Source organism: Enterobacter hormaechei subsp. hoffmannii (assembly GCF_001729745.1).
Taxonomy (GTDB): domain Bacteria; phylum Pseudomonadota; class Gammaproteobacteria; order Enterobacterales; family Enterobacteriaceae; genus Enterobacter; species Enterobacter intestinihominis.
This window is the reverse complement of record NZ_CP017186.1, coordinates 3,714,885-3,736,453: the sequence shown is the minus strand read 5'-3', so window position 1 is coordinate 3,736,453 and position 21,569 is coordinate 3,714,885. Positions and strand designations below refer to the sequence as shown.

The window sequence follows — 21,569 nt, the reverse complement described above, 5'->3', positions numbered from 1 at the left end:
TGAACACATCGTGTCGCCACTTCCAGCCGGGTTAAGCAGTGAACTTTTAGCTTTGGCTTGTGGTCCGTTTCAGCAGAGGCGGCCGTGGAGGTGATACGAGATAATGAACCATTGTTTTCCGCTCATTCAGCGCAGCCGTTCTGGCGCGCATTTGATTCCCACCCGCACTTCTGGTCTAAACACCTGCCGATGTTATACCCATCTCGGTGCTTCTCAGGATTCCAGAGCCGGTCACGCTTTGTGAAAACTGAACAAGGGCGCTCTTGTTAATACAGGAGTTTTCTCGTGGTTTCGCCGAACCTTGTCATACAGAGTTCGGATACGTGTTTTACAATGATATGAATAAGAAACCGGTCGCACGGTCTGGATTTCAGCATACTCTGCTGAGAAATGGAGCCGTTAATGGGTTGTTATCGCCGTATAACGCTGCGATAGTAGTCAACTGTTTTACACTTAATACAAAGAGTTGAGGTTCGCTATGTCTGACGACATGTCTTCGCTTTCGCCTTCGTCAGCAGGCGAACAGGGTGTACTACGTTCTATGCAGGAGGTTGCGATGAGCTCCCAGGAAGCCAGCAAGATGCTGCGCACTTACAATATTGCCTGGTGGGGCAATAACTACTACGACGTTAACGAGCTGGGCCACATCAGTGTCTGCCCGGATCCGGACGTCCCGGAAGCGCGCGTGGATCTCGCTAAGCTGGTGAAAGCCCGTGAAGCCCAGGGTCAGCGCTTGCCTGCACTGTTCTGCTTCCCGCAGATCCTGCAACATCGCCTGCGTTCTATTAACGCCGCGTTCAAACGCGCGCGGGAATCGTATGGTTATAACGGCGACTATTTCCTCGTTTACCCGATCAAGGTAAACCAGCACCGTCGCGTGATTGAGTCCCTGATCCACTCCGGCGAACCGCTGGGCCTGGAAGCTGGCTCCAAAGCGGAGCTGATGGCGGTTCTGGCGCACGCGGGCATGACCCGGTCGGTGATCGTCTGTAACGGCTATAAAGACCGCGAATACATTCGTCTGGCGCTGATTGGCGAGAAGATGGGCCACAAGGTCTATCTGGTGATCGAGAAGATGACCGAAATCGCGATCGTGCTGGAAGAGGCCGAGCGTCTGAACGTGATCCCACGCCTTGGCGTGCGTGCGCGACTGGCGTCGCAGGGTTCCGGTAAATGGCAGTCTTCCGGCGGTGAAAAATCCAAGTTCGGCCTCGCGGCGAACCAGGTGCTTCAGCTGGTGGAAATACTGCGCGAGCGCGGTCGTCTGGACAGCATTCAGCTGCTGCACTTCCACCTTGGCTCGCAGATGGCCAACATTCGCGACATCGCCACCGGCGTGCGTGAATCGGCACGTTTCTACGTTGAGCTGCACAAGCTTGGCGTAAATATTCAGTGCTTTGACGTGGGCGGTGGCCTGGGCGTGGATTACGAAGGGACACGCTCGCAGTCTGACTGCTCGGTCAACTACGGCCTGAACGAATACGCCAACAACATTATCTGGGCGATTGGCGATGCCTGCGAAGAGCACGGCCTGCCGCACCCGACGGTGATCACCGAATCCGGCCGCGCGGTCACTGCGCACCATACGGTGCTGGTCTCTAACATCATCGGCGTTGAGCGCAGCGAAATCACTGAAGCCACGCCTCCGGCAGACGATGCCCCACGTTCCCTGCAAAGCATGTGGGAAACCTGGCAGGAGATGCACGAGCCGGGCACGCGTCGTTCTCTGCGCGAATGGCTGCACGACAGCCAGATGGATCTGCACGACATTCACGTCGGTTATTCTTCAGGCACCTTTAGCCTGCAGGAACGCGCGTGGGCGGAGCAGCTCTATCTGAACATGTGCCATGAAGTGCAGAAGCAGCTCGATCCGAGCAACCGCGCGCACCGTCCGATTATCGACGAGTTGCAGGAACGTATGGCGGACAAAATGTACGTCAACTTCTCCCTGTTCCAGTCGATGCCGGATGCCTGGGGTATCGACCAGCTGTTCCCGGTTCTGCCGCTGGAAGGGTTGAATCATGCGCCTGAACGCCGCGCGGTGCTGCTGGACATTACCTGTGACTCAGACGGCGCGATTGACCACTACGTCGACGGTGACGGTATCGCAACGACCATGCCAATGCCGGAGTACGATCCGGAGAACCCGCCAATGCTGGGCTTCTTTATGGTGGGTGCGTATCAGGAGATCCTCGGCAACATGCACAACCTGTTCGGTGATACCGAAGCGGTTGACGTGTTTGTCTTCCCTGACGGCAGCGTGGAGGTTGAGCTGTCCGACGAAGGGGACACCGTGGCGGATATGCTCGAATACGTTCAGCTGGATCCGAAAAAACTGCTCACCCAGTTCCGCGATCAGGTCAAAAACACCGGTCTGGACGATGCCTTGCAGCAGCAGTTCCTGGAAGAGTTTGAAGCGGGTCTGTACGGGTATACGTATCTGGAAGACGAGTAGTAAAACCTCCCTCTCCCGGTGGGAGAGGGTTGGGGTGAGGGCATCAGACCGCACGATGCCCTATACTCACTTGAACCCGTATGAATTAACGGCGATAATTCGCCCCACTATGCGATTTACGAATCAATCCCTTCCTCGTCGGGTTTAACGACGCGGAGGGGATTTTTTTTCATCTGTTTTTAATGTATCGACTTTATAAGAGGTCAGGACATGAGCACTTTAGGTCATCAGTACGATAATTCTCTGGTATCTAACGCGTTTGGTTTTTTACGCCTTCCGATGAACTTCCAGCCTTACGACAGCGATGCTGACTGGGTGATCACCGGCGTACCGTTCGATATGGCAACGTCCGGTCGTGCGGGTGGACGTCATGGCCCGGCGGCAATCCGTCAGGTTTCCACCAACCTGGCCTGGGAGCACAACCGCTTCCCGTGGAACTTCGACATGCGCGAGCGCCTGAACGTGGTGGACTGCGGTGATCTGGTGTACGCCTTCGGTGACGCGCGCGAAATGAGCGAAAAATTGCAGGCGCACGCCGAGAAGCTGCTGGCGGCCGGTAAACGCATGCTCTCCTTCGGCGGTGACCACTTCGTGACCCTGCCGCTGCTGCGCGCCCACGCGAAGCACTTCGGTAAAATGGCGCTGGTGCACTTTGACGCGCATACCGACACCTACGCGAACGGCTGCGAATTCGACCACGGCACCATGTTCTACACCGCGCCGAAAGAAGGCCTGATCGATCCGAACCACTCCGTGCAGATCGGCATCCGCACCGAGTTCGACAAAGACAACGGCTTCACCGTACTCGACGCGGGCCAGGTGAACGATCGCGGCGTGGACGATATTCTGGCTCAGGTTAAGCAGATCGTCGGCGATATGCCTGTCTACCTGACCTTCGACATCGACTGCCTGGATCCGGCATTCGCACCGGGTACCGGTACGCCGGTGATCGGCGGCCTGACGTCAGATCGCGCCATCAAGCTGGTGCGCGGCCTGAAGGATCTGAACATTGTCGGGATGGACGTGGTGGAAGTGGCTCCGGCCTATGACCAGTCCGAGATCACCGCGCTGGCCGCGGCGACCCTGGCGCTGGAAATGCTCTACATCCAGGCAGCGAAAAAAGGCGAATAAGCCTTACGCGCTGATTGCTGCTGCGCGCCGCATGCGCAGCAGCAACATTCCCCAGGCCAGCGTGAAGGTGTGGACAAATCCCGGTTATTTCGCGGGCGATGACCATTCCCGTCAGCGAGCCTAACAAAGGCGAAACCGCGCAGACCGCGGCCCAAATCGCAATGCTGCTTAATAATCCCTGCCGATAATGAAGTTTGCTTTCAATAACCGGCGTTAATAATAGAGCGGAAAAACCATAACCCAGAAGAAAACAGTCATGAGTAGGTCCTGTAACATTCTTTTTTCATTTAACTGAAAATGTTCGGCAAATTCCGGGTTTAAAATCATTACCGAGATATTTACCCGATCGACGTACGAAATAATAATGAGTAATAAAAGCGCAATCGTGCCTTGCCATCTTGCCGTCATCATGTCCGCCTTACGTTTTTTGTGACTTATATTTTTCATCAATGTGATTGTCACGGAGCTAAAATGATTCACCTGTGAAACTCATTGTTTATTAAAGATAAATTAAAAATCAGTTTCACCGGTGAAACGCGAAAGAGGTGACGTTAATTTATTTTTAAAGAGTAAAAAGAAAGGAAGTCAATATCTTTTATTCAAAATAAGAGGCCATTAAAAAAACGTATTTCTCACGCTGTAATAATGAAAATTTCATATCGCTGCATTTTTTCGTGATCCCTTGCACACTTAGTTAATTAATTGCCGATCGATTAACAAATTCGTCACATTGTCGCTTGACGAAACATTCATCGCTTTTATATTGACCGTATTAAATAAGAAACAGAGTTTCATATATGAAACAAAAGCCTGGAGGATCGTGATGAGCTGGATAGGCGTATGTGACGCAGAACAAGTACAGGAAGATTTCCCTTTTAGCGGCAACGTCGACGGGAAAGAGATCGGCGTTTACCTGATCGACGGTGAATATTACGCGCTGGAAGACGTATGCCCCCACGCCTATGCCCTGCTGAGTCAGGGCTTCGTAGAAGACGGCAAGGTGGAATGCCCGCTGCACGAGGCGGTGTTCGACGTCAAAACCGGCCAGTGTCTGCACGGCCCCGGAGGACGCAACCTCAACCGTTACCCGGTTCGGGTCTTTGAAAATCAGATTCAGATTACCTTTGTTGAGGAGACCGTGGCATGAGCGACACGCTGAACTACAACCCGGCGCTGCCGGAAAGCCGCCAGTTTACCCCGCCGGCAGAGGGCGGTAATGGCGCCATTCACAAGCCGGGCGAGTACCAGAACCTGATCTGGCAGACCCGCAGCCGTGAGCCGGAAAGCTGGGAGGTGAAGCTGATTGCGACGCTGGAAGAGCTCTTCGAACAGGGCGTTGAAACCTTACCGGAGCTGGTAAACGGGCTGAACGCGGTGCGCATGCACGACCAGCAGGGTGAGCCGTGGAGCGACGCCAGCTTCCAGGCATTCTTACAGGTTAACGGCTACTGAGGGCAACGCGATGACGACGACCGTACAACACTATCTGGATAAAGGCCTGCGCGGCCTCTGGTATCCGGTGCTGGCGAGCTGGGAAGTGCAGTCTGCGCCGGTGGGCATCACCCGCCTGGGCGAGCAGATTGTGGTCTGGCGCAACAAAGACGGCCAGGTGCAGGCGCTGGAGGACCGCTGTCCGCACCGCGGCGCGCGCCTGTCGATGGGCTGGAACCTCGGCGACCGCATCGCCTGCTGGTATCACGGCGTAGAGGTGGCGGGCAACGGCGAGGTGAAAGACGTGCCCGCTGTGGATAAATGTCCGCTGGTCGGCCAGCAGTGCGTGCGCAGCTATAACGTGCAGGAGGCGCACGGCGCCATCTTCCTCTGGTTTGGCGTCACCGCGGATCAGCAGCCGGACGAACTGACCTTCCCGGATGAACTCGCCGACACGGACAGCTTCAGCAACTTCCTCTGCACCGCCGCGTGGAAATGCAATTACCAGTACGCGCTGGAAAACGTGATGGACCCGATGCACGGCACCTATCTGCACTCCTCCTCGCACTCGATGGCGGAAGGGGATCGCAAGGCCGACATGGTGCTCCAGCCGACCAAAACCGGCTTTATCTTTGAGAAGAAAGGGCAGAGCGGCGTCAACTTCGACTGGGTGGAGCTGGGCAACAGCGGCACCTGCTGGATGCGTCTCTCCATTCCGTACAAGAAGCGTTTCGGGCCGGGCGGCCACTTCTTTATCGTCGGCATGGTGGTGCCGGAAGATAACGACAACTGCCGCGTCTTCTTCTGGCGCATCCGCCGCGTGCAGGGCTGGCAGCGCGATATGTGGCGCTTCATGTACCGCAACCGGCTGGAAAAACTGCACTGGGAAGTGCTGGAGCAGGACCGCGTGGTGCTGGAGAGCCTGGCGCCAAACGCCCGCGATCATGAATACCTGTATCAGCACGACGTTGGCCTCTCGCGCCTGCGTCGCATGATGCAAAAGGCCGCCAAAGAGCAGCTGGCGATGCGTGAAGCACAGCAGGGGGCCGCCTGATGAACGGGCTGCTGAGCGGTAAGCGCATCGTCATAACCGGCGCCGCGCGCGGGCTGGGCTTTCACTTTTCCCAGACCTGCGCGGAGCAGGGCGCGGCGGTGGTGATGTGCGACATCCTCAAAGGCGAGCTGGCCGAGAGCGCCCACCGGCTGTGTGAGCAAGGCTATGCGATCGAATCGCACGTTATCGATCTGGCCGATCCGCAGTCCATTGAGCAGGTGTTCAGCGCGATTGGCGAGCAGGGGCAGATTGACGGTCTGGTGAACAACGCGGCGATGGCGACGGGCGTCGGCGGCAAAAATATGCTCGATTACGATCCGGATCTCTGGGATCGGGTGATGAGCGTCAACGTCAAAGGCACCTGGCTGGTAACGCGCGCCGCCGTACCGCTGCTACGCGAGGGGGCGGGCATCGTGAACGTCGCGTCCGACACCGCGCTGTGGGGCGCGCCGCGCCTGATGGCCTACGTCGCCAGCAAGGGCGCCGTGATTGCCATGACCCGGTCAATGGCGCGCGAACTGGGTGAAAAGCGTATACGCATTAACGCCATCGCGCCGGGGCTAACCCGCGTCGAGGCGACGGAATATGTCCCCGCCGAACGGCATCAGCTCTACGAAAACGGCCGCGCGTTAACGGGCGCGCAGCAGCCGGAAGACGTCACCGGCAGCGTGGTCTGGCTGTTAAGCGATCTGTCGCGGTTCATCACCGGACAGCTGATCCCGGTCAACGGCGGTTTTGTCTTTAACTAAGGTAGGGCGATGATGGCAAACGATCAGGAAGTGAAGTATCTGGTGCCGGGGCTGGAGCGCGGTTTACAGCTGCTGTTGGCCTTTGGCGAGCAGCATCGCGATCTGACCTTTGCCGAACTGCATCGGCTGGTGGATATGCCGAAGGCCACCGCCTATCGCGTGGTACAGACGCTGGAGTACATGGGATTTCTGGAGCGCAACACGCGCACCAATACCTTTTCGCTGGGCATGAACGTGCTGCGTCTTGGCTTTGAGTACATCGCCTCGCTGGACGTGGCGCAGGTCGGCCAGCCGGTGATCGAGCAATTGCGCGACGTGAGCCAGTGCAGCAGCCATCTGGCGATCCGCGACGGGCGCGACATTATCTATATCGCCCGCGTCAGCGCCGCCGGGTCGCGTATCAACCAGGTCAGCATTGGTACCCGTCTGCCGGTGCACTGCACCTCGCTGGGCCGCATGCTGTTGACCGATATTTCCCGCGCTGATTTCGAACAGCTGTTCCCGCATGAGCGCCTGCCGGGCAACACGCCGGGGCAGCTTCACGACCGTGAAGCCCTGTGGCAGATGGTGCAGCAGGACAAAGCCCGCGGGTATGTCATCGGCGAATCCTTCTTCCGCCACGGCATCTCTTCCATCGTCTACCCGGTGTATGACCGAAGCGGCCGCGTGGCGGCGGTGGTCAGCATTCTGGTGCCGTCGGAGGAGATCCCACTGAGCGACCGCGAGCGCCTGCAAAACGAGGTTCGCCTCGCGGCGGATAAAATTTCTGGCTTCTTAGGGTATCTGTCACAGGCCAGTTAAATCAGTGAGTTAACGTCAGGCGCTTGACTGCGTCGGGCATGTTTTACGCCCAATCTGGGCCAGATGAGGCAACGAACGATGAGTATAACCGGAATTGAAAAGCTGGAATTTGGTGTGGAAGACCTGACGCACTGCGCCAAATTTATGCGTGATTTTGGCCTGACGGGCGATGCCAGCGGCCAGCGTTTCACCACCCTGAGCGGCGCGCGCGTGGAGCTTAACCCGATCGACAGCCCCGACCTGCCGCCCGCGTTTGAAGCGGGCAACACTCTGCGCCGCATGACCTGGGCGGTTGCCAGCCAGTCTGAGCTGGATGCGCTGCGCCCGAAGCTGGCGCAACAGCCAGGTTTTCGTGAAGTGGGCGACGCGCTGGAATGCCTGGATCCGAACGGCATGACGCTGCGCGTGCAGGTGACCCAGCAGACCGACGTGGAGCTTAACGTCGAGCCAATAAACCAGTGGGGCGACGCCCGCCGTATCGACACGCCCAGCCCGGTTTACGATCGCGCCCAGCCGATCAACGTGGGGCATGTGGTGTTCTTCGTGGAAGAGCTGGCGGCAGTGGAGAAATTCTACCGCGAGGTGCTCGGCTTCCAGGTCTCGGATCGCTATATCAACCGCGCCGTGTTCCTGCGCTGCGGGGCGCGTGGCGGCCATCACAACCTGTTCTTGCTGCAACTGCCGAACCGCAAGCGCGGCCTCAACCATGTGGCCTTCACCGTGCGCGACATCCACGAGGTGATCGGCGGCGGTATCGCGATGAATAAACATGACTGGAGCACTTTTATCGGGCCGGGCCGTCATCCGGTGTCGTCGGCGTACTTCTGGTACGTCAACAGCCCGACCGGCGGCGCGTTTGAGTATTACACCAACGACGACTACCTGACCGAAAACTGGCAGCCGCGTGAGCTGGAGCACTCCCTGGTCTCCTTTACCGAATGGGCGGTGGAGGGCGGGATTGACCACGACACGCGCCGTCAGCAGAAAAAGCCGGAGGCGGTATGACATCGCGCATTGTCATTATCGGCGGCGGCCAGGCGGGCGGCTGGGCGGCGAAAACCCTGCGTGACGAGGGCTTCGACGGCGAGATTTGCGTGGTGGCGGAAGAGGAATGGGATTTCTACGAGCGGCCGCCGCTGTCAAAAGCGTCTCTGCTGGAGCCGGACTCCGCGCTTCCGCGGCTGTTTAGCGAAGAAGCGCAGCAGGCACTGAACCTGATCTGGTACCGCCCGCTGCGTGCTGAATCAGTCGATCGTGAAGAGAAAATCGTGCGTTTAAGCAACGGCGAACGTCTTAGTTACAACATCCTTTTAATCGCTACCGGCGGGCGGGCGCGCCTGCCTTCGCAGGCGTGGGCCAGCCATCCGCAGGTCTACACCCTGCGCCACTGGCAGGACGCGCAGCGCCTGAAAAGTCGCCTGTCGGAAAGTCACAAACTGGCGATTATCGGCGGCGGCTGGATTGGCCTTGAGATTGCCGCTTCCGCGCGGAAAAGCGGCGTAGCGGTCGCGCTATTCGAGCAGCAGCCTGCGCTGTGCATGCGCTCGGTGAGCGGCGAGGTGTCGCAGCGCCTGGAGGCCATCCACCGCGAGCAGGGGGTGGAGATCCGTACCGGCTGCGGCGTGCTGGAGCTGGAGGACGATAATGGCCTGCCGGTCATCCACTGCGACGGCAACCGTGAAACCTTTGATACGGTCGTGGTCGGGATCGGCGTCGATCTCAATCTGGAGCTGGCGCTTGATGCGGGGCTGAAAACCGGGCGCGGGATCGTGGTGGATGCCCATGGACGCACCTCGGATCCATTCATCTTTGCCGCTGGCGATGTGGCCCAGCACCATCACTACGGCCTGTGCATCCAGTCCTGGGCCTTCGCCCAGAATCAGGCGGTGGCGACGGCGAAAGCGATGCTCAACCCCGATGCGCCAGGTTATGACGACGCGCCGTGGCTGTGGTCGGATCAATATCAGCACAATATTCAGATCCTCGGTATTCCGCAGCCGGAGAGTAAAACGATAGTGCGTGAAGATGCGCTGTTCTTCTCGCTGGATGAAAACGGGCGGCTGACGCAGCTGGTAGCGTTCAACGATGCGCGCACCGTCAAGCTGGCGAAGCGCTGGATGGCGGCGGGGCGGGATCTGTCGAACGTACCGCTTGCCGACCCGACATTTTCACTGATGTCACTGCGATAGCTAACCCGCACCCGTAGGGGGAGAGATGACCACACTAGAGACGAACACCGCGCCGGTTGAGGCGAGCGGTGAGGGGACCCGCACGCCCGAAAAAGCGGTGCGCTGGGCCATCCCGTTGTCGCTGCTGGCCTGCGTGCTGCTGGCGTTTTTCGACAAAATCAGCATCGCGGCGCTCTTTTCGGATACCCATTTCCAGCAGGCGATGGGCATTGATTTCGACACCACGCGCCTCGGCATATTGATGAGCGCCTTCCTGCTGAGCTACGGCTTTTCGTCGGTATTTTTGAGCGGTTTAGGCGACAAAATCGCGCCGCTGCGCCTGCTCACCGGGATGATGGCTGTGTGGTGCGTGCTGATGGTGGCGATGGGCTTTACCCATAACTACACGCTGATGATCGTCCTGCGCATCCTGCTGGGCGTGGCGGAAGGGCCGCTGTTCCCGCTGGCTTTCGCCATCGTGCGCCACAACTTCCCGCAGCATCTGCAGGCGCGCGCCACCATGCTGTGGCTGCTGGGCACACCGGTAGGGGCGGCAATTGGCTTCCCGCTCTCCCTCTGGCTGCTGAACACCTTCGGCTGGCAGAGCACCTTCTTTGTCATGGCCATGCTTACCGTGCCGGTGCTTATCTTTGTACGCATCGGCCTGCGCGGGATCCGTCTGGAGGCTAAACCCGGCACTTCGCAGGCGTCACAGGACGAGCGGCGTGCCGCGCGGCGCGAGCTGTTCGTCAGCCCGCACTTCTGGATCATCTGCATCTTTAACATCGCGTTCCTGACCTACCTGTGGGGCATCAACGGCTGGCTGCCGGGCTACCTGATCAAAGGCAAAGGCATTCACCTTGAGCATGCAGGCTGGCTGTCGTCGATGCCGTTCATCGCCATGCTGGCGGGGGAAGTGATTGGCGCGTGGCTCTCGGACAGGGTCGATAAGCGCGCGGCGGCCTGCTTTATCTCGATGGCGGGGGCGGCGGTGGGGCTGGCGGCTGTGATGCACCTCGATACCCCGCTCGCCGTCATCGCGGCGATGAGCTTCAGCACCTTTATGTGGGGCACCGGCGCGCCCAACATTTTCGCCCTGCTGGCGAAGGCCACCCATCCCCGGGTGAGCGCCACGGCGGGCGGCATTTTCAACGGGCTGGGAAACTTTGCAGGCGCGCTGTCGCCGGCGGTGATGGGCGCGCTTATCGCCTTCACCCACAGCATGGATTCCGGGCTGATTTTTCTGGCGGTGATGGCGGCGGTGGGCTGCGTCCTGTTACTGCCGCTGCTGAGACGTTACTGAGGAGAGTGTCATGACTGATTCAACCGTAACCCACAAAACGGGCATCAAACCTGACCATCTGACGATGGAGGAGTGGGTCGAGTCGCGCATCGCGCGCTTCGAAGGCCGTAAATACGACTGGAACGCGCTGAAGTTCCAGGCCGATTTTGACCCGAAATACCGCCGGGCGCAGATGCGCTACATCGGCACCGGCGCAACCGGCGTAGCGAACGACACCAACACCGTGCAGGCGGACCATTTTACCTTCTCGACCATGGTACTGCCGTCGAAGTGCGAAGGGCCGCTGCACCTGCACGACGACGTGGAAGAGGTGTTCTTCATGCTCAAGGGGCAGATCACGCTGATGATCCAGGACGGCGACAACTACACCGAAACCGTGCTGCGCGAGCGTGACCTGATCTCCGTCCCGCCGGGCATCTATCGCGGCCTGTTTAACCACGGGGAAGAAGAGGCGCTGATGTGCGTCATGCTGGGGACCAACAAGCCGGAAATCCCGACCTATCCGTCCGACCATCCGCTCTCGAAAGTGAAGCGGAACTAAGGGGGCGCCATGACGGGTTTTCGTGAACAGGGAAGCGGCATTCCGCTGATGCTGCTACACGGGATCAGCTCTGGCGCTGCGTCCTGGCACAAGCAGATGGCACTGAACGGTTTTCGCGTGCTGGCGTGGGACATGCCCGGTTATGGCGAAAGCCCGATGCTGGCCGTCGCGCGGGCAAACGCGGGGGATTACGCCGACGTGCTGGCGGCGATGCTGGATCGCGCCGGTGTCTGGCAGGCGGTGCTGGTGGGCCATTCCCTGGGGGCACTGGTCGCAAGTGCCTTTGCGGCGAAGTTCCCGGATCGCGTCATTCATCTTGTACTGGCCGACGCTGCGCAGGGCTACGGCAATGCCGCGCCGGAGCAGCGGGAGCAGGTCTGGCGCAACCGCGAGCAGCAGATGGCGTTGGGCGGCGAAATCCTCGCCCAGACCCGCGCCGCGAAGCTGTTGCGCCCCGGCGCGCGCGCGGAAGATATCGCCACCGTCGCGGCGGGCATGCGCACGCTGCGCCCGGAAGGCTACCTTGCAGCCGCGTGGATGCTGGCGCATGACGACATTCACGGCTGGCTTAAACGATACGCCGGCACGTTTGAAGTCTGGTGTGGCGAGCAGGACGCGATAACGCAGCCCGAACTGGTGCAGGGGCTGGCGCTGCGCTACGGCATGCCGTTTACCACCATTCCGCAGGCCGGGCACGCCAGCTATCTCGATAACGACGTGTTTTTCAACCAACAGCTTTTACGCATTAACGAAGAGGTGCGCGATGAATGCACAAATTGACGGGCGCGTAGCGGTAGTCACCGGCGGTTCTTCTGGCATTGGCTTTGAAACGCTGCGCCTGCTGCTGGGTGAAGGGGCGAAAGTCGCCTTCTGCGGCCGTGACCCGGATCGGCTCGCCAGCGCCCATGCGACGCTGCAAAACGAATTCCCCCACGGGGAGATTTTTTCTTACCGCTGCGACGTGCTGAATGCCGACGAGGTTCAGGCCTTTGCGGATGCGGTGCAGGCGCGCTTTGGCGCGGCTGATCTGCTGATCAACAACGCCGGGCAGGGCTACGTGGCGCACTTCCATGACACCCCGCGCGAGGCGTGGCTGCACGAGGCAGAGCTGAAGCTGTTTGGCGTCATCAATCCGGTGCAGGCGTTTCAGCCGCTGCTGGAGCAGTCAGACATTGCCTCTGTTACCTGCGTCAACTCCCTGCTGGCGCTACAGCCGGAGGAGCACATGATCGCTACCTCCGCTGCTCGTGCCGCGCTGCTGAACATGACGCTGACGCTCTCGAAAGAGCTGGTGGGTAAAGGCATTCGCGTCAATTCCATTTTGCTCGGCATGGTGGAGTCCGGCCAGTGGCAGCGCCGCTTTGAAAACCGGGCGGACAAAAGCCAGAGCTGGCCGGAGTGGACGGCGGATATCGCGCGCAAGCGCGGCATTCCAATGGCGCGCCTCGGCAAGCCGCAGGAGCCCGCGCAGGCGCTGCTGTTCCTCGCCTCGCCGCTGGCCTCGTTTACCACCGGCGCCGCACTGGACGTTTCCGGCGGCTTCTGTCGCCATCTGTAAGGACGCATCATGAAAAAGGTAATGTTGATTGGTTTTGGTGCCATGGCGCAGGCGGTGATTGAGCGCCTGCCCGCCGGTGTGGCTATCGGCTGGATCGTGGCGCGCGCATCTCACCATGCCGCCATTCACGACCAGTTTGGCGATGCGGTCGAGGCGCTGACGTCGCCAATGGCGTGCGCGCAAACGCCGGATCTGGTGCTGGAATGCGCCAGCCAGCAGGCGGTGGCCCAGTACGGGGAAGAGATCCTGCATCGCGGCTGGCATCTGGCCGTCATTTCCACCGGCGCGCTGGCGGACAGCGCGCTGGAGCAGCGCCTGCTCGCGGCGGGCGGAAAACTGACTCTGCTTTCCGGTGCAGTGGCCGGTATCGACGGGCTGGCGGCAGCGAAAGAGGGTGGGCTTGAACGCGTCACTTATCAGTCCCGTAAAAGCCCGGCCAGCTGGCGCGGCAGCTATGCCGAGCAGCTTATCGATCTGAATGCGGTGTCAGAGGCAAAGGTCTTTTTTGAAGGCAGCGCCCGCGAGGCGGCGCGGCTGTTCCCGGCGAACGCCAACGTAGCGGCGACCGTGGCGCTCGGCGGCGTCGGGATGGATGACACCCGCGTGCAGCTGATGGTTGACCCGGCAACGAAACGTAACACCCACACGCTGCACGTCGAAGGGCTGTTTGGCGAATTCCATCTGGAGCTGAGCGGGCTGCCGCTGGCGTCTAACCCTAAAACCTCCACCCTGGCGGCACTGAGCGCGGTGCGCGCCTGCCGCGAGCTGGCCCTGAGCTGAGGAGTGACGATGGACGATCTGAAGATTTTTATCGGCGGACAGTGGCGACACGGCGGAGGTAACCCGATGCAGAGCCACTTCCCGGCAGACGGGTCGATCAACGCAACGCTGAACGCCGCCAGTCTGGATGACCTGGAGGAGGCGGTAGACGCCGGAGAGCGCGCCTGGCGCGATCCCGCCTGGCGTAACAGCCTGCCGCACGTGCGGGCGAAGATCCTGCACAAGGTGGCGGATCTTATTGAATCCCGTGTGGATGAACTGGCGCAGATGCAGAGCCGGGATAACGGCAAGCCGCTGGCGGAAGCGTGCGGGCTGGTGATGAGCGCGGCGGGAACGGCGCGCTACTTTGCCGCCGCCTGCGAGCTGCTGGAGGGTGAACTTCCGACACCGCGCCAGCCGGATCTGCTGACGCTGAGCCGCTACGAGCCCCTTGGCGTGGTGGCGGCCATCACGCCGTGGAACTCGCCGATTGCCAGCGAAATGCAGAAGGTCGCACCGGCGATTGCCGCCGGGAACGCGGTGATCCTCAAGCCCGCCGAAGCCACGCCGCTGATGGCGCTGGAGTTGGCGCGGATTTTTGAACAGGCCGGGCTGCCCGCCGGGCTGCTGAGCGTGCTGCCGGGCAAAGGCTCGGTGATTGGTGATGCGCTGGCGCGTCATCCTCGCGTGCGCAAAATTTCCTTTACCGGCGGAACCACTACGGGCCGTCATCTGGCGCACGTGGCGGCGGAAAAACTGATCCCGGCCTCGCTGGAGCTGGGCGGCAAATCGCCGACTATCGTGCTCGAGGATGCCGATATCGAACAGGCGGCGCGTGGGATCTGCTACGGCATTTTCAGCTCGGCGGGGCAGGCGTGCATCGCCGGATCGCGGCTGTTTATCCACGAGAGTATTTACGCCCCGCTGATGGCGAGGCTGCTGGAATTAACTCGCGGGCTGCGCGTCGGGCATCCGTTTACCGACGGCGTGCATGTAGGACCGCTGATCGGCGAGAAACATCGCCAGAGCGTGATCGAGTACGTCGAACTTGCGAAGCGGGAAGGGGGCCGCGTGCTGTGCGGCGGCGAGATCCCCGCCGATCCCGCTCTGGCAAACGGCAGCTTCTTCCAGCCAACCATTATCGAAGGGCTACACAACAGCGCCCGCGCATGTCAGGAAGAGATCTTCGGCCCGGTGCTGGTGGCGATGCCGTTTCGCGATGAAGCGGCGCTTATTCGCGAGGCGAACGACTCGGTCTACGGCCTGGCGGCAGGGATCTGGACCCGCGACACCGGGCGGGCGCTGCGCCTCAGCGAGCAGCTGGAGGCCGGTACGGTGTGGATCAACACCTACAAAGTTTTTGCGATTTCGACCCCGTTCGGGGGCTTTAAAGAGAGCGGTCTGGGCCGCGAGAAGGGTATCCAGGGGCTGAAAGCCTGGATGCAACAAAAGAGCATTTATCTGGCGACGGGTAACAGCGTCAACCATTGGTGCGACTGAGAAAGGGTGAGCAATGAGCGAAATGATAACCGTCGGCGACGCCATCGCCAGAACGCTGGAGCAGTATCAGGTTGAGGCCATCTACGGCGTCATCTCCATTCACAACCTGCCGATAGCGGATGCGGTTGGGCAGCGGGGCAATATCCGCTTTGTGCCCGCGCGCGGTGAAGCCGGTTCCGTCACCATGGCCGATGCTCACGGGCGCTTTTCCGGCCTCGGCGTGGCGCTGACCAGCACCGGCGCGGGGGCCGGGAACGCGGTAGGCGCGCTGGTGGAAGCGATGAATGCCTGCACGCCGCTGCTGCATTTAACCGGGCAGGTAGAGAAAGCCTGGCTGGACGCCGACACCGGGTTTATCCATGAAACCCGCGATCAGCTGACCTTCCTGAAGGCCAGCTCAAAGCGGGCGTACCGTATCAGCAATGCGAATCAGGCGATAGCCATTCTGCATAAAGCCATCCAGGACGCGCAGACCCCGCCGTGCGGACCGGTTTCGGTGGAAATCCCGATTGATATTCAGGGCGCCAAAATTCCGCTGTCGCTGGTTACCGCCCCGGTCAAACCGGCATCGGTTCCAGCCGTGGATACCGGGATGGTTGACGCGCTGTGGGCGCAGCTCAAACAGGCGAAACAGCCGCTGCTGTGGCTGGGCGGCGGGGCGCTGGGAAGCGCTGAGGCGGTGAAAAAACTGGCGGATGCGGGCATCACCGTGATTTCCAGCACCCACGCGCGCGGCGTGCTGCCGGACGACCACCGCGCCAGCCTGCGGGCGTTCCACAACTCGCCGTCGGTGGAGGCGCTGATTGCGCAGTGTGATTTTACGCTGGTCGCCGGTTCACGTCTGCGCAGCAACGAAACCCGCTCCTGGACGCTTGAGCTGCCGTCCCCGTGCGTGCAGATTGATATCGACCCGGCGGCAGCCAGCCGTAACTACCTGATGGATAGCACGTTGATAGCCGATTGTTCCGCGGTGCTTGGCGCGCTGGCTGAAAAAGTGCAGGGCCGCGAGTGGGGCAACGCCCAGTGGGATATGCAGGTGCAGCAGGCGGTCGGGCAAGCTGAGCAGGGGCTGCGCGAGCAGTGCGGCGCCTATGCGCAGCTTAACGACGCCATAGAAAAAGCCCTGCCGAAAGACGGCCTGCTGGTGCGCGATATCACCGTGTCCGGCAGCCTGTGGGGTAGCCGTCTGTTCAGGGCTAACGGTCCGCTGCTGAACATTCACTCTCTCGCCGGGGCGATTGGTATGGGACTGCCGATGGCCATCGGCACCGCGATTGCCAACCCGCAGCGCAGGGTGGTGGGACTGGTGGGCGACGGCGGCCTGAGCCTCAATTTAGGCGAGCTGGCGACGCTGGCGCAGGAGAAAGCCAACGTGACGCTGCTCATCATGAACGACGGGGGCTACGGCGTAATGCGCGGTATTCAGGATAAATATTTTGGCGGGCGTCAGTATTATAACGAACTGCATACACCGGACTTTACCCTGCTGGCGCAGGCGATTGGCCTACAGGCCTGGAGCGTTGAGCGGGCTGAGGACTTTGATGCGGTGATGACGGAAGCGCTGGCGATGCCGGGGCCGTCGGTGGTGGAAGTGCGGATGGGGCAGATTGGCGCCCTGAAGTTTGCCGGGCCGCCACAGAAAACGCTGTACTGATTGAGCCTTGTTGCCCGGTAGCGCGGCGCGCACCGGGCCGAAGTTTTATTTAATTCCGTCTGCCGCCATGCGGTCACGGATATGCTGCGCGCGTTCAACGGAGGCCGGGTGATCGTCAAACATGGAGCTTTGACGGCCTTCCTCCAGTTTCGCCAGTTTTTCGAAGCTGGTGGCTAAACCCGATGGATTGATGCCGCGTTTGCGCAACAGATCGTAAGAGTAGTCATCCGCTTCCGACTCCTGACGCTGGGAGAACTGGGAGTTAACCAGTTTCTCACCCACGTCGCCCAGCTGCGACTGGGACAGGCTGCCGACAATGCCGCCCGCAGAGGCCGCCGCAGCACGCACGGCATTGGTGCCCAGCGCAACCTGCATCCCTTTCTTCACGTGACCGAGAGCAACGTGACCCATTTCATGGCCGATCACCGCTTCCACTTCGTTGTCGGTCATCATGTCCATCAGGCCGCTGTAAACGCGGATACAGCCGTTAGCCATCGCGAAGGCGTTGACGTCTTTCGCCATATACACCTTGTAGTTAACCGGCTGACCGTTAATGTTGTCGCCCAGCGCGGAAGCAATCTTGTTCAGACGCTGCGTGTAGGTGCTGTTTGCCGGGGCAAGCGTAGCTTTTCCATCCATATCCTTACAGGCCTCGTCGCTCAGCGCTTTCACCTGCGCATCGCTCAATGAGTAGGCCTGAAAAGCTTCTGCGCCTGAGGTCATCAGGCCGTTAGAATCCATATTCTGACAGCCGCTTAGCAGGAGCGTTGTTCCCACAGCCAGCCCAATTGCACGCATTTTCATGATGTTGCTTCCGTACTCGTTAATCTGAATTAATTCCGAAAAATGCACCGTCAACGAAGCCGGTGTCGGGCTAAGTATAAGGAATATCTACAGGGGCGGGCGAGTAGATTGCGCAACATGCGAGCATGATCCAGAGATTTCTTAAGCTGCAAAAGAATGGTCCATGTACATGCCCTGCGGCTTGGGTTACATTGTTGGCACTTTTTTCCGGCGTAGCCCAAAACGCGCTGTCGTCAAGGGCATGGCCTTTAACAGTCCGATCTGGAGTTAAAATGTCCTCACGTAAAGAGCTTGCTAATGCTATTCGTGCGCTGAGCATGGACGCAGTACAGAAAGCCAAATCCGGCCACCCGGGCGCCCCTATGGGCATGGCTGACATCGCCGAAGTCCTGTGGCGTGATTTCCTTAACCACAACCCGCAGAACCCGGCATGGGCAGACCGCGACCGTTTCGTGCTGTCTAACGGCCATGGCTCTATGCTGATCTACAGCCTGCTGCACCTCACTGGCTACGATCTGCCAATCGAAGAGCTGAAAAACTTCCGTCAGCTGCACTCCAAAACTCCAGGTCACCCGGAAGTGGGCTACACCGCTGGCGTTGAAACCACTACCGGTCCGCTGGGTCAGGGCATTGCGAATGCCGTGGGTATGGCGATTGCTGAGAAGACCCTGGCGGCACAGTTCAACCGTCCTGGCCACGACATCGTTGACCACTTCACCTATGCGTTCCTGGGCGACGGCTGCATGATGGAAGGCATTTCTCACGAAGTGTGCTCCCTGGCAGGCACCCTGAAGCTGGGTAAACTGGTTGCGTTCTACGACGACAACGGCATCTCCATCGACGGTCACGTTGAAGGCTGGTTCACTGACGACACCGCCGCACGTTTCGAAGCCTACGGCTGGCACGTTGTGCGCGGCGTTGATGGCCACGATGCTGACTCGATTAAACGTGCCGTAGAAGAAGCGCGCGCCGTGACCGACAAACCGTCCCTGCTGATGTGCAAAACCATCATCGGCTTCGGTTCTCCGAACAAAGCGGGCACTCACGACTCCCACGGCGCACCACTGGGCGACGCGGAAATCGCACTGACCCGTGAAGCGCTTGGCTGGAAACACCCTGCCTTCGAAATCCCATCTGAAATCTACGCGCAGTGGGATGCGAAAGAAGTGGGCCAGGCGAAAGAAGCAGCCTGGAACGAGAAGTTCGCGGCTTACGCGAAAGCCTTCCCACAGGAAGCGGCTGAATTCACCCGTCGTATGAAAGGTGACATGCCGTCTGACTTCGACGCGAAAGCGAACGAGTTCATTGCGAAGTTGCAGGCGAACCCGTCTAAAATCGCCAGCCGTAAAGCGTCTCAGAATGCGATCGAAGCGTTTGGTCCTCTGCTTCCAGAATTCCTAGGCGGCTCCGCTGACCTGGCGCCATCTAACCTGACCCTGTGGTCTGGCTCTAAGCCAATCAACGAAGACACTGCCGGTAACTACATCCATTATGGTGTACGTGAATTCGGTATGACTGCGATTGCCAACGGTATCGCTCTGCACGGTGGTTTCCTGCCGTACACCTCTACCTTCCTGATGTTCGTAGAATATGCACGTAACGCCGTGCGTATGGCTGCGCTGATGAAACAGCGTCAGGTGATGGTCTACACCCACGACTCCATCGGTCTGGGCGAAGATGGTCCAACTCACCAGCCGGTAGAGCAGGTGGCTTCCCTGCGCGTGACCCCGAACATGAGCACATGGCGTCCATGTGACCAGGTTGAATCTGCGGTGGCGTGGAAATACGGCGTTGAGCGTCAGGACGGCCCGACCGCGCTGATCCTCTCCCGTCAGAACCTGGCGCAGCAGGAACGTACCCCAGAGCAGCTGGCAAACATCGCCCGCGGTGGTTACGTGCTGAAAGATTGCGCGGGCCAGCCTGAGCTGATCTTTATCGCGACCGGTTCTGAAGTTGAACTGGCTGTTGCCGCATGGGAAAAACTGACTGCTGAAGGCGTGAAAGCGCGCGTGGTTTCCATGCCGTCTACCGATGCGTTCGACAAGCAGGATGCCGCGTACCGCGAATCTGTACTGCCTAAAGCGGTCTCCGCTCGCGTGGCAGTGGAAGCGGGTATCGCTGACTACTGGTTCAAATACGTTGGCCTGAACGGCGCTATCGTCGGTATGACCACGTTTGGTGAGTCTGCGCCGGCTGAACAGCTGTTTGAAGAGTTTGGCTTCACCGTTGAGAACGTTGTCGCTAAGGCGAAAGAACTGCTGTAATTGCCGTTTTGCCCGGTGGCGCTAACGCTTACCGGGCCTACAAATGGCATAAAATGTAGGCCGGGTAAGCGTTAGCGCCACCCGGCTTTTTTGTATGCACGATTCCTCAGACATGTAACTGCTCTGTAAATTATTCCACCGAAAATGTGATGCAAGTCATATAGCTCGCTTATTCATCTGGACAGAGATTCCTTTTATTCCCCGATTCGCTTATTCTTGCTGAAGCGTTTCAGTCGATTAAATGTTCGACAATTGACCAATCAATCGCAGTTTGTGACAGCAAGGATTCCCCTTCGGGCGTCGCTGGATTACTCTTTCAGCCACCTCAAACTCAGGGATAGCTTTGCAGGAGATCTATGACCGTACGCGTAGCGATTAATGGCTTCGGTCGCATCGGGCGCAACGTGGTTCGTGCTTTATATGAATCCGGGCGTCGTGCGGAAATCACCGTGGTGGCAATCAATGAACTGGCGGATGCTGCGGGCATGGCGCATTTGTTGAAATATGACACCAGCCACGGTCGCTTTGCCTGGGACGTTCGCCAGGAAAGGGAACAGCTGTTCGTCGGTGACGATGCCATCCGCGTGCTGCATGAGAACAGTATTGAAGAGCTGCCCTGGCGCGAATTGGGTGTGGATGTGGTGCTGGACTGTACCGGCGTGTACGGTAACCGTGAACATGGCGAAGCGCATCTGAATGCTGGAGCGAAAAAAGTGCTGTTCTCCCATCCCGGCAGTCACGACCTCGACGCCACCGTCGTGTTTGGTGTCAACCAGCACGAGCTGCAGGCTGAACACCGCATTGTCTCCAACGCCTCCTGTACCACCAACTGCATTATTCCGGTCATTAAACTGTTAGACGATGCGTATGGCATTGAATCCGGTACCGTGACCACGATTCACTCCGCCATGCACGATCAGCAGGTTATCGACGCCTACCATCCGGATTTACGACGCACTCGCGCGGCGAGCCAGTCCATCATTCCGGTGGATACGAAACTGGCTGCCGGGATCACGCGTATTTTCCCGCAGTTTAACGACCGTTTCGAAGCGATTGCCGTGCGCGTCCCGACGATAAACGTCACCGCAATCGATCTTAGCGTGACGGTGAAAAAACCGGTAAAAGCCTGTGAAGTCAACCTGTTGCTGCAAAAAGCGGCACAGGGAGCATTTCATGGTATAGTTGACTATACGGAATTACCGTTGGTCTCAGTAGATTTTAACCACGACCCGCACAGCGCCATCGTGGATGGCACGCAGACGCGAGTCAGTGGTGCGCACCTCATCAAGACGCTGGTCTGGTGTGATAACGAATGGGGCTTTGCTAACCGAATGCTCGACACCACGTTAGCTATGGCCGCAAAAGGTTTCAGGTAGAGCGCACCTTGCGCTTGCAAA

General features: G+C 59.4%; 21 protein-coding genes and 1 pseudogene. 20 read left to right on the top strand and 2 right to left on the bottom strand.

Annotation, left to right across the window (positions count from 1 at the left end):
- The first annotated feature begins 103 nt into the window (after positions 1-103).
- From BFV65_RS23600 to speB, 4 genes are all read left to right on the top strand, one after another.
- Positions 104-244, top strand: coding sequence for a small protein YqgG (locus BFV65_RS23600; protein ID WP_418251239.1), 141 nt, complete (start codon positions 104-106; stop codon positions 242-244).
- A gap of 94 nt (positions 245-338) precedes the next feature.
- Positions 339-470 (top strand): acid stress response protein YqgB, encoded by a 132-nt coding sequence (yqgB, locus tag BFV65_RS22645; RefSeq protein WP_157886695.1) that lies wholly within the window; start codon positions 339-341, stop codon positions 468-470.
- Between the two features lie 8 nt (positions 471-478).
- On the top strand, positions 479-2,455 hold the full coding sequence (speA, locus tag BFV65_RS17560) for a biosynthetic arginine decarboxylase (RefSeq protein ID WP_022649348.1): 1,977 nt from the start codon (positions 479-481) through the stop codon (positions 2,453-2,455).
- A gap of 210 nt (positions 2,456-2,665) precedes the next feature.
- On the top strand, positions 2,666-3,586 hold the full coding sequence (gene speB, locus BFV65_RS17555; RefSeq protein ID WP_017382921.1) for an agmatinase: 921 nt from the start codon (positions 2,666-2,668) through the stop codon (positions 3,584-3,586).
- 76 nt (positions 3,587-3,662) lie between these two features.
- Here the strand turns inward: speB and BFV65_RS22635 are convergent.
- A pseudogene (locus BFV65_RS22635) lies at positions 3,663-3,994 on the bottom strand (MFS transporter); the annotation flags it as partial.
- 415 nt (positions 3,995-4,409) lie between these two features.
- On the opposite strand from BFV65_RS22635, the gene BFV65_RS17545 reads away from it, so the two are divergent.
- From BFV65_RS17545 to BFV65_RS17480, 14 genes are all read left to right on the top strand, one after another.
- Positions 4,410-4,733, top strand: a complete 324-nt coding sequence (locus BFV65_RS17545; protein ID WP_003860044.1) for a Rieske (2Fe-2S) protein — start codon at positions 4,410-4,412, stop codon at positions 4,731-4,733.
- Positions 4,730-5,038, top strand: coding sequence for a recombinase-like helix-turn-helix domain-containing protein (locus tag BFV65_RS17540; RefSeq protein WP_022649346.1), 309 nt, complete (start codon positions 4,730-4,732; stop codon positions 5,036-5,038). The genes BFV65_RS17545 and BFV65_RS17540 overlap by 4 nt, the downstream gene beginning before the upstream one ends.
- A 10-nt stretch (positions 5,039-5,048) precedes the next feature.
- The gene (locus tag BFV65_RS17535; RefSeq protein WP_003860047.1) at positions 5,049-6,071 is read left to right on the top strand and encodes a Rieske 2Fe-2S domain-containing protein; all 1,023 of its coding nucleotides are present in this window, start codon (positions 5,049-5,051) and stop codon (positions 6,069-6,071) included.
- Positions 6,071-6,820: an SDR family oxidoreductase gene (locus BFV65_RS17530; protein WP_069596940.1), complete on the top strand. Its 750-nt coding sequence runs from the start codon at positions 6,071-6,073 to the stop codon at positions 6,818-6,820. Before BFV65_RS17535 ends, BFV65_RS17530 begins: the two co-directional genes overlap by 1 nt.
- A 12-nt stretch (positions 6,821-6,832) precedes the next feature.
- Positions 6,833-7,621, top strand: a complete 789-nt coding sequence (locus tag BFV65_RS17525; RefSeq protein ID WP_032671673.1) for an IclR family transcriptional regulator — start codon at positions 6,833-6,835, stop codon at positions 7,619-7,621.
- 78 nt (positions 7,622-7,699) lie between these two features.
- Positions 7,700-8,626: a VOC family protein gene (locus BFV65_RS17520; protein ID WP_038416706.1), complete on the top strand. Its 927-nt coding sequence runs from the start codon at positions 7,700-7,702 to the stop codon at positions 8,624-8,626.
- A complete protein-coding gene (locus BFV65_RS17515) occupies positions 8,623-9,810 on the top strand; it encodes an NAD(P)/FAD-dependent oxidoreductase (RefSeq protein ID WP_069596939.1) in 1,188 nt (395 codons plus the stop codon). The genes BFV65_RS17520 and BFV65_RS17515 overlap by 4 nt, the downstream gene beginning before the upstream one ends.
- Positions 9,811-9,835: 25 nt before the next feature.
- A complete protein-coding gene (locus BFV65_RS17510; RefSeq protein WP_022649340.1) occupies positions 9,836-11,092 on the top strand; it encodes an MFS transporter in 1,257 nt (418 codons plus the stop codon).
- A gap of 10 nt (positions 11,093-11,102) precedes the next feature.
- Complete coding sequence (locus BFV65_RS17505; protein WP_022649339.1) at positions 11,103-11,633, top strand: cupin domain-containing protein; 531 nt, start codon at positions 11,103-11,105, stop codon at positions 11,631-11,633.
- A 9-nt stretch (positions 11,634-11,642) separates the two neighbouring features.
- Positions 11,643-12,413, top strand: coding sequence for an alpha/beta fold hydrolase (locus tag BFV65_RS17500; RefSeq protein ID WP_069596938.1), 771 nt, complete (start codon positions 11,643-11,645; stop codon positions 12,411-12,413).
- The gene (locus BFV65_RS17495; RefSeq protein WP_063148693.1) at positions 12,397-13,191 is read left to right on the top strand and encodes an SDR family oxidoreductase; all 795 of its coding nucleotides are present in this window, start codon (positions 12,397-12,399) and stop codon (positions 13,189-13,191) included. The genes BFV65_RS17500 and BFV65_RS17495 overlap by 17 nt, the downstream gene beginning before the upstream one ends.
- 9 nt (positions 13,192-13,200) lie before the next feature.
- Positions 13,201-13,971: an aspartate dehydrogenase gene (locus tag BFV65_RS17490; protein ID WP_069596937.1), complete on the top strand. Its 771-nt coding sequence runs from the start codon at positions 13,201-13,203 to the stop codon at positions 13,969-13,971.
- A gap of 9 nt (positions 13,972-13,980) precedes the next feature.
- Complete coding sequence (locus BFV65_RS17485; protein ID WP_058646125.1) at positions 13,981-15,450, top strand: aldehyde dehydrogenase; 1,470 nt, start codon at positions 13,981-13,983, stop codon at positions 15,448-15,450.
- Positions 15,451-15,463: 13 nt separating this feature from the next.
- The gene (locus BFV65_RS17480) at positions 15,464-17,104 is read left to right on the top strand and encodes a thiamine pyrophosphate-binding protein (RefSeq protein WP_069596936.1); all 1,641 of its coding nucleotides are present in this window, start codon (positions 15,464-15,466) and stop codon (positions 17,102-17,104) included.
- A 45-nt stretch (positions 17,105-17,149) separates the two neighbouring features.
- Here BFV65_RS17480 and loiP read toward each other — a convergent pair whose 3' ends face one another.
- Entirely contained in the window at positions 17,150-17,908 is a 759-nt protein-coding gene (loiP, locus tag BFV65_RS17475; RefSeq protein WP_003860073.1) for a metalloprotease LoiP, read from the bottom strand.
- Positions 17,909-18,180: 272 nt separating this feature from the next.
- On the opposite strand from loiP, the gene tkt reads away from it, so the two are divergent.
- Both tkt and epd read left to right on the top strand, forming a co-directional pair.
- The gene (tkt, locus tag BFV65_RS17470; protein WP_041908344.1) at positions 18,181-20,172 is read left to right on the top strand and encodes a transketolase; all 1,992 of its coding nucleotides are present in this window, start codon (positions 18,181-18,183) and stop codon (positions 20,170-20,172) included.
- A gap of 356 nt (positions 20,173-20,528) precedes the next feature.
- Positions 20,529-21,548 (top strand): erythrose-4-phosphate dehydrogenase, encoded by a 1,020-nt coding sequence (epd, locus tag BFV65_RS17465; protein ID WP_022649326.1) that lies wholly within the window; start codon positions 20,529-20,531, stop codon positions 21,546-21,548.
- Positions 21,549-21,569 lie beyond the last annotated feature (21 nt).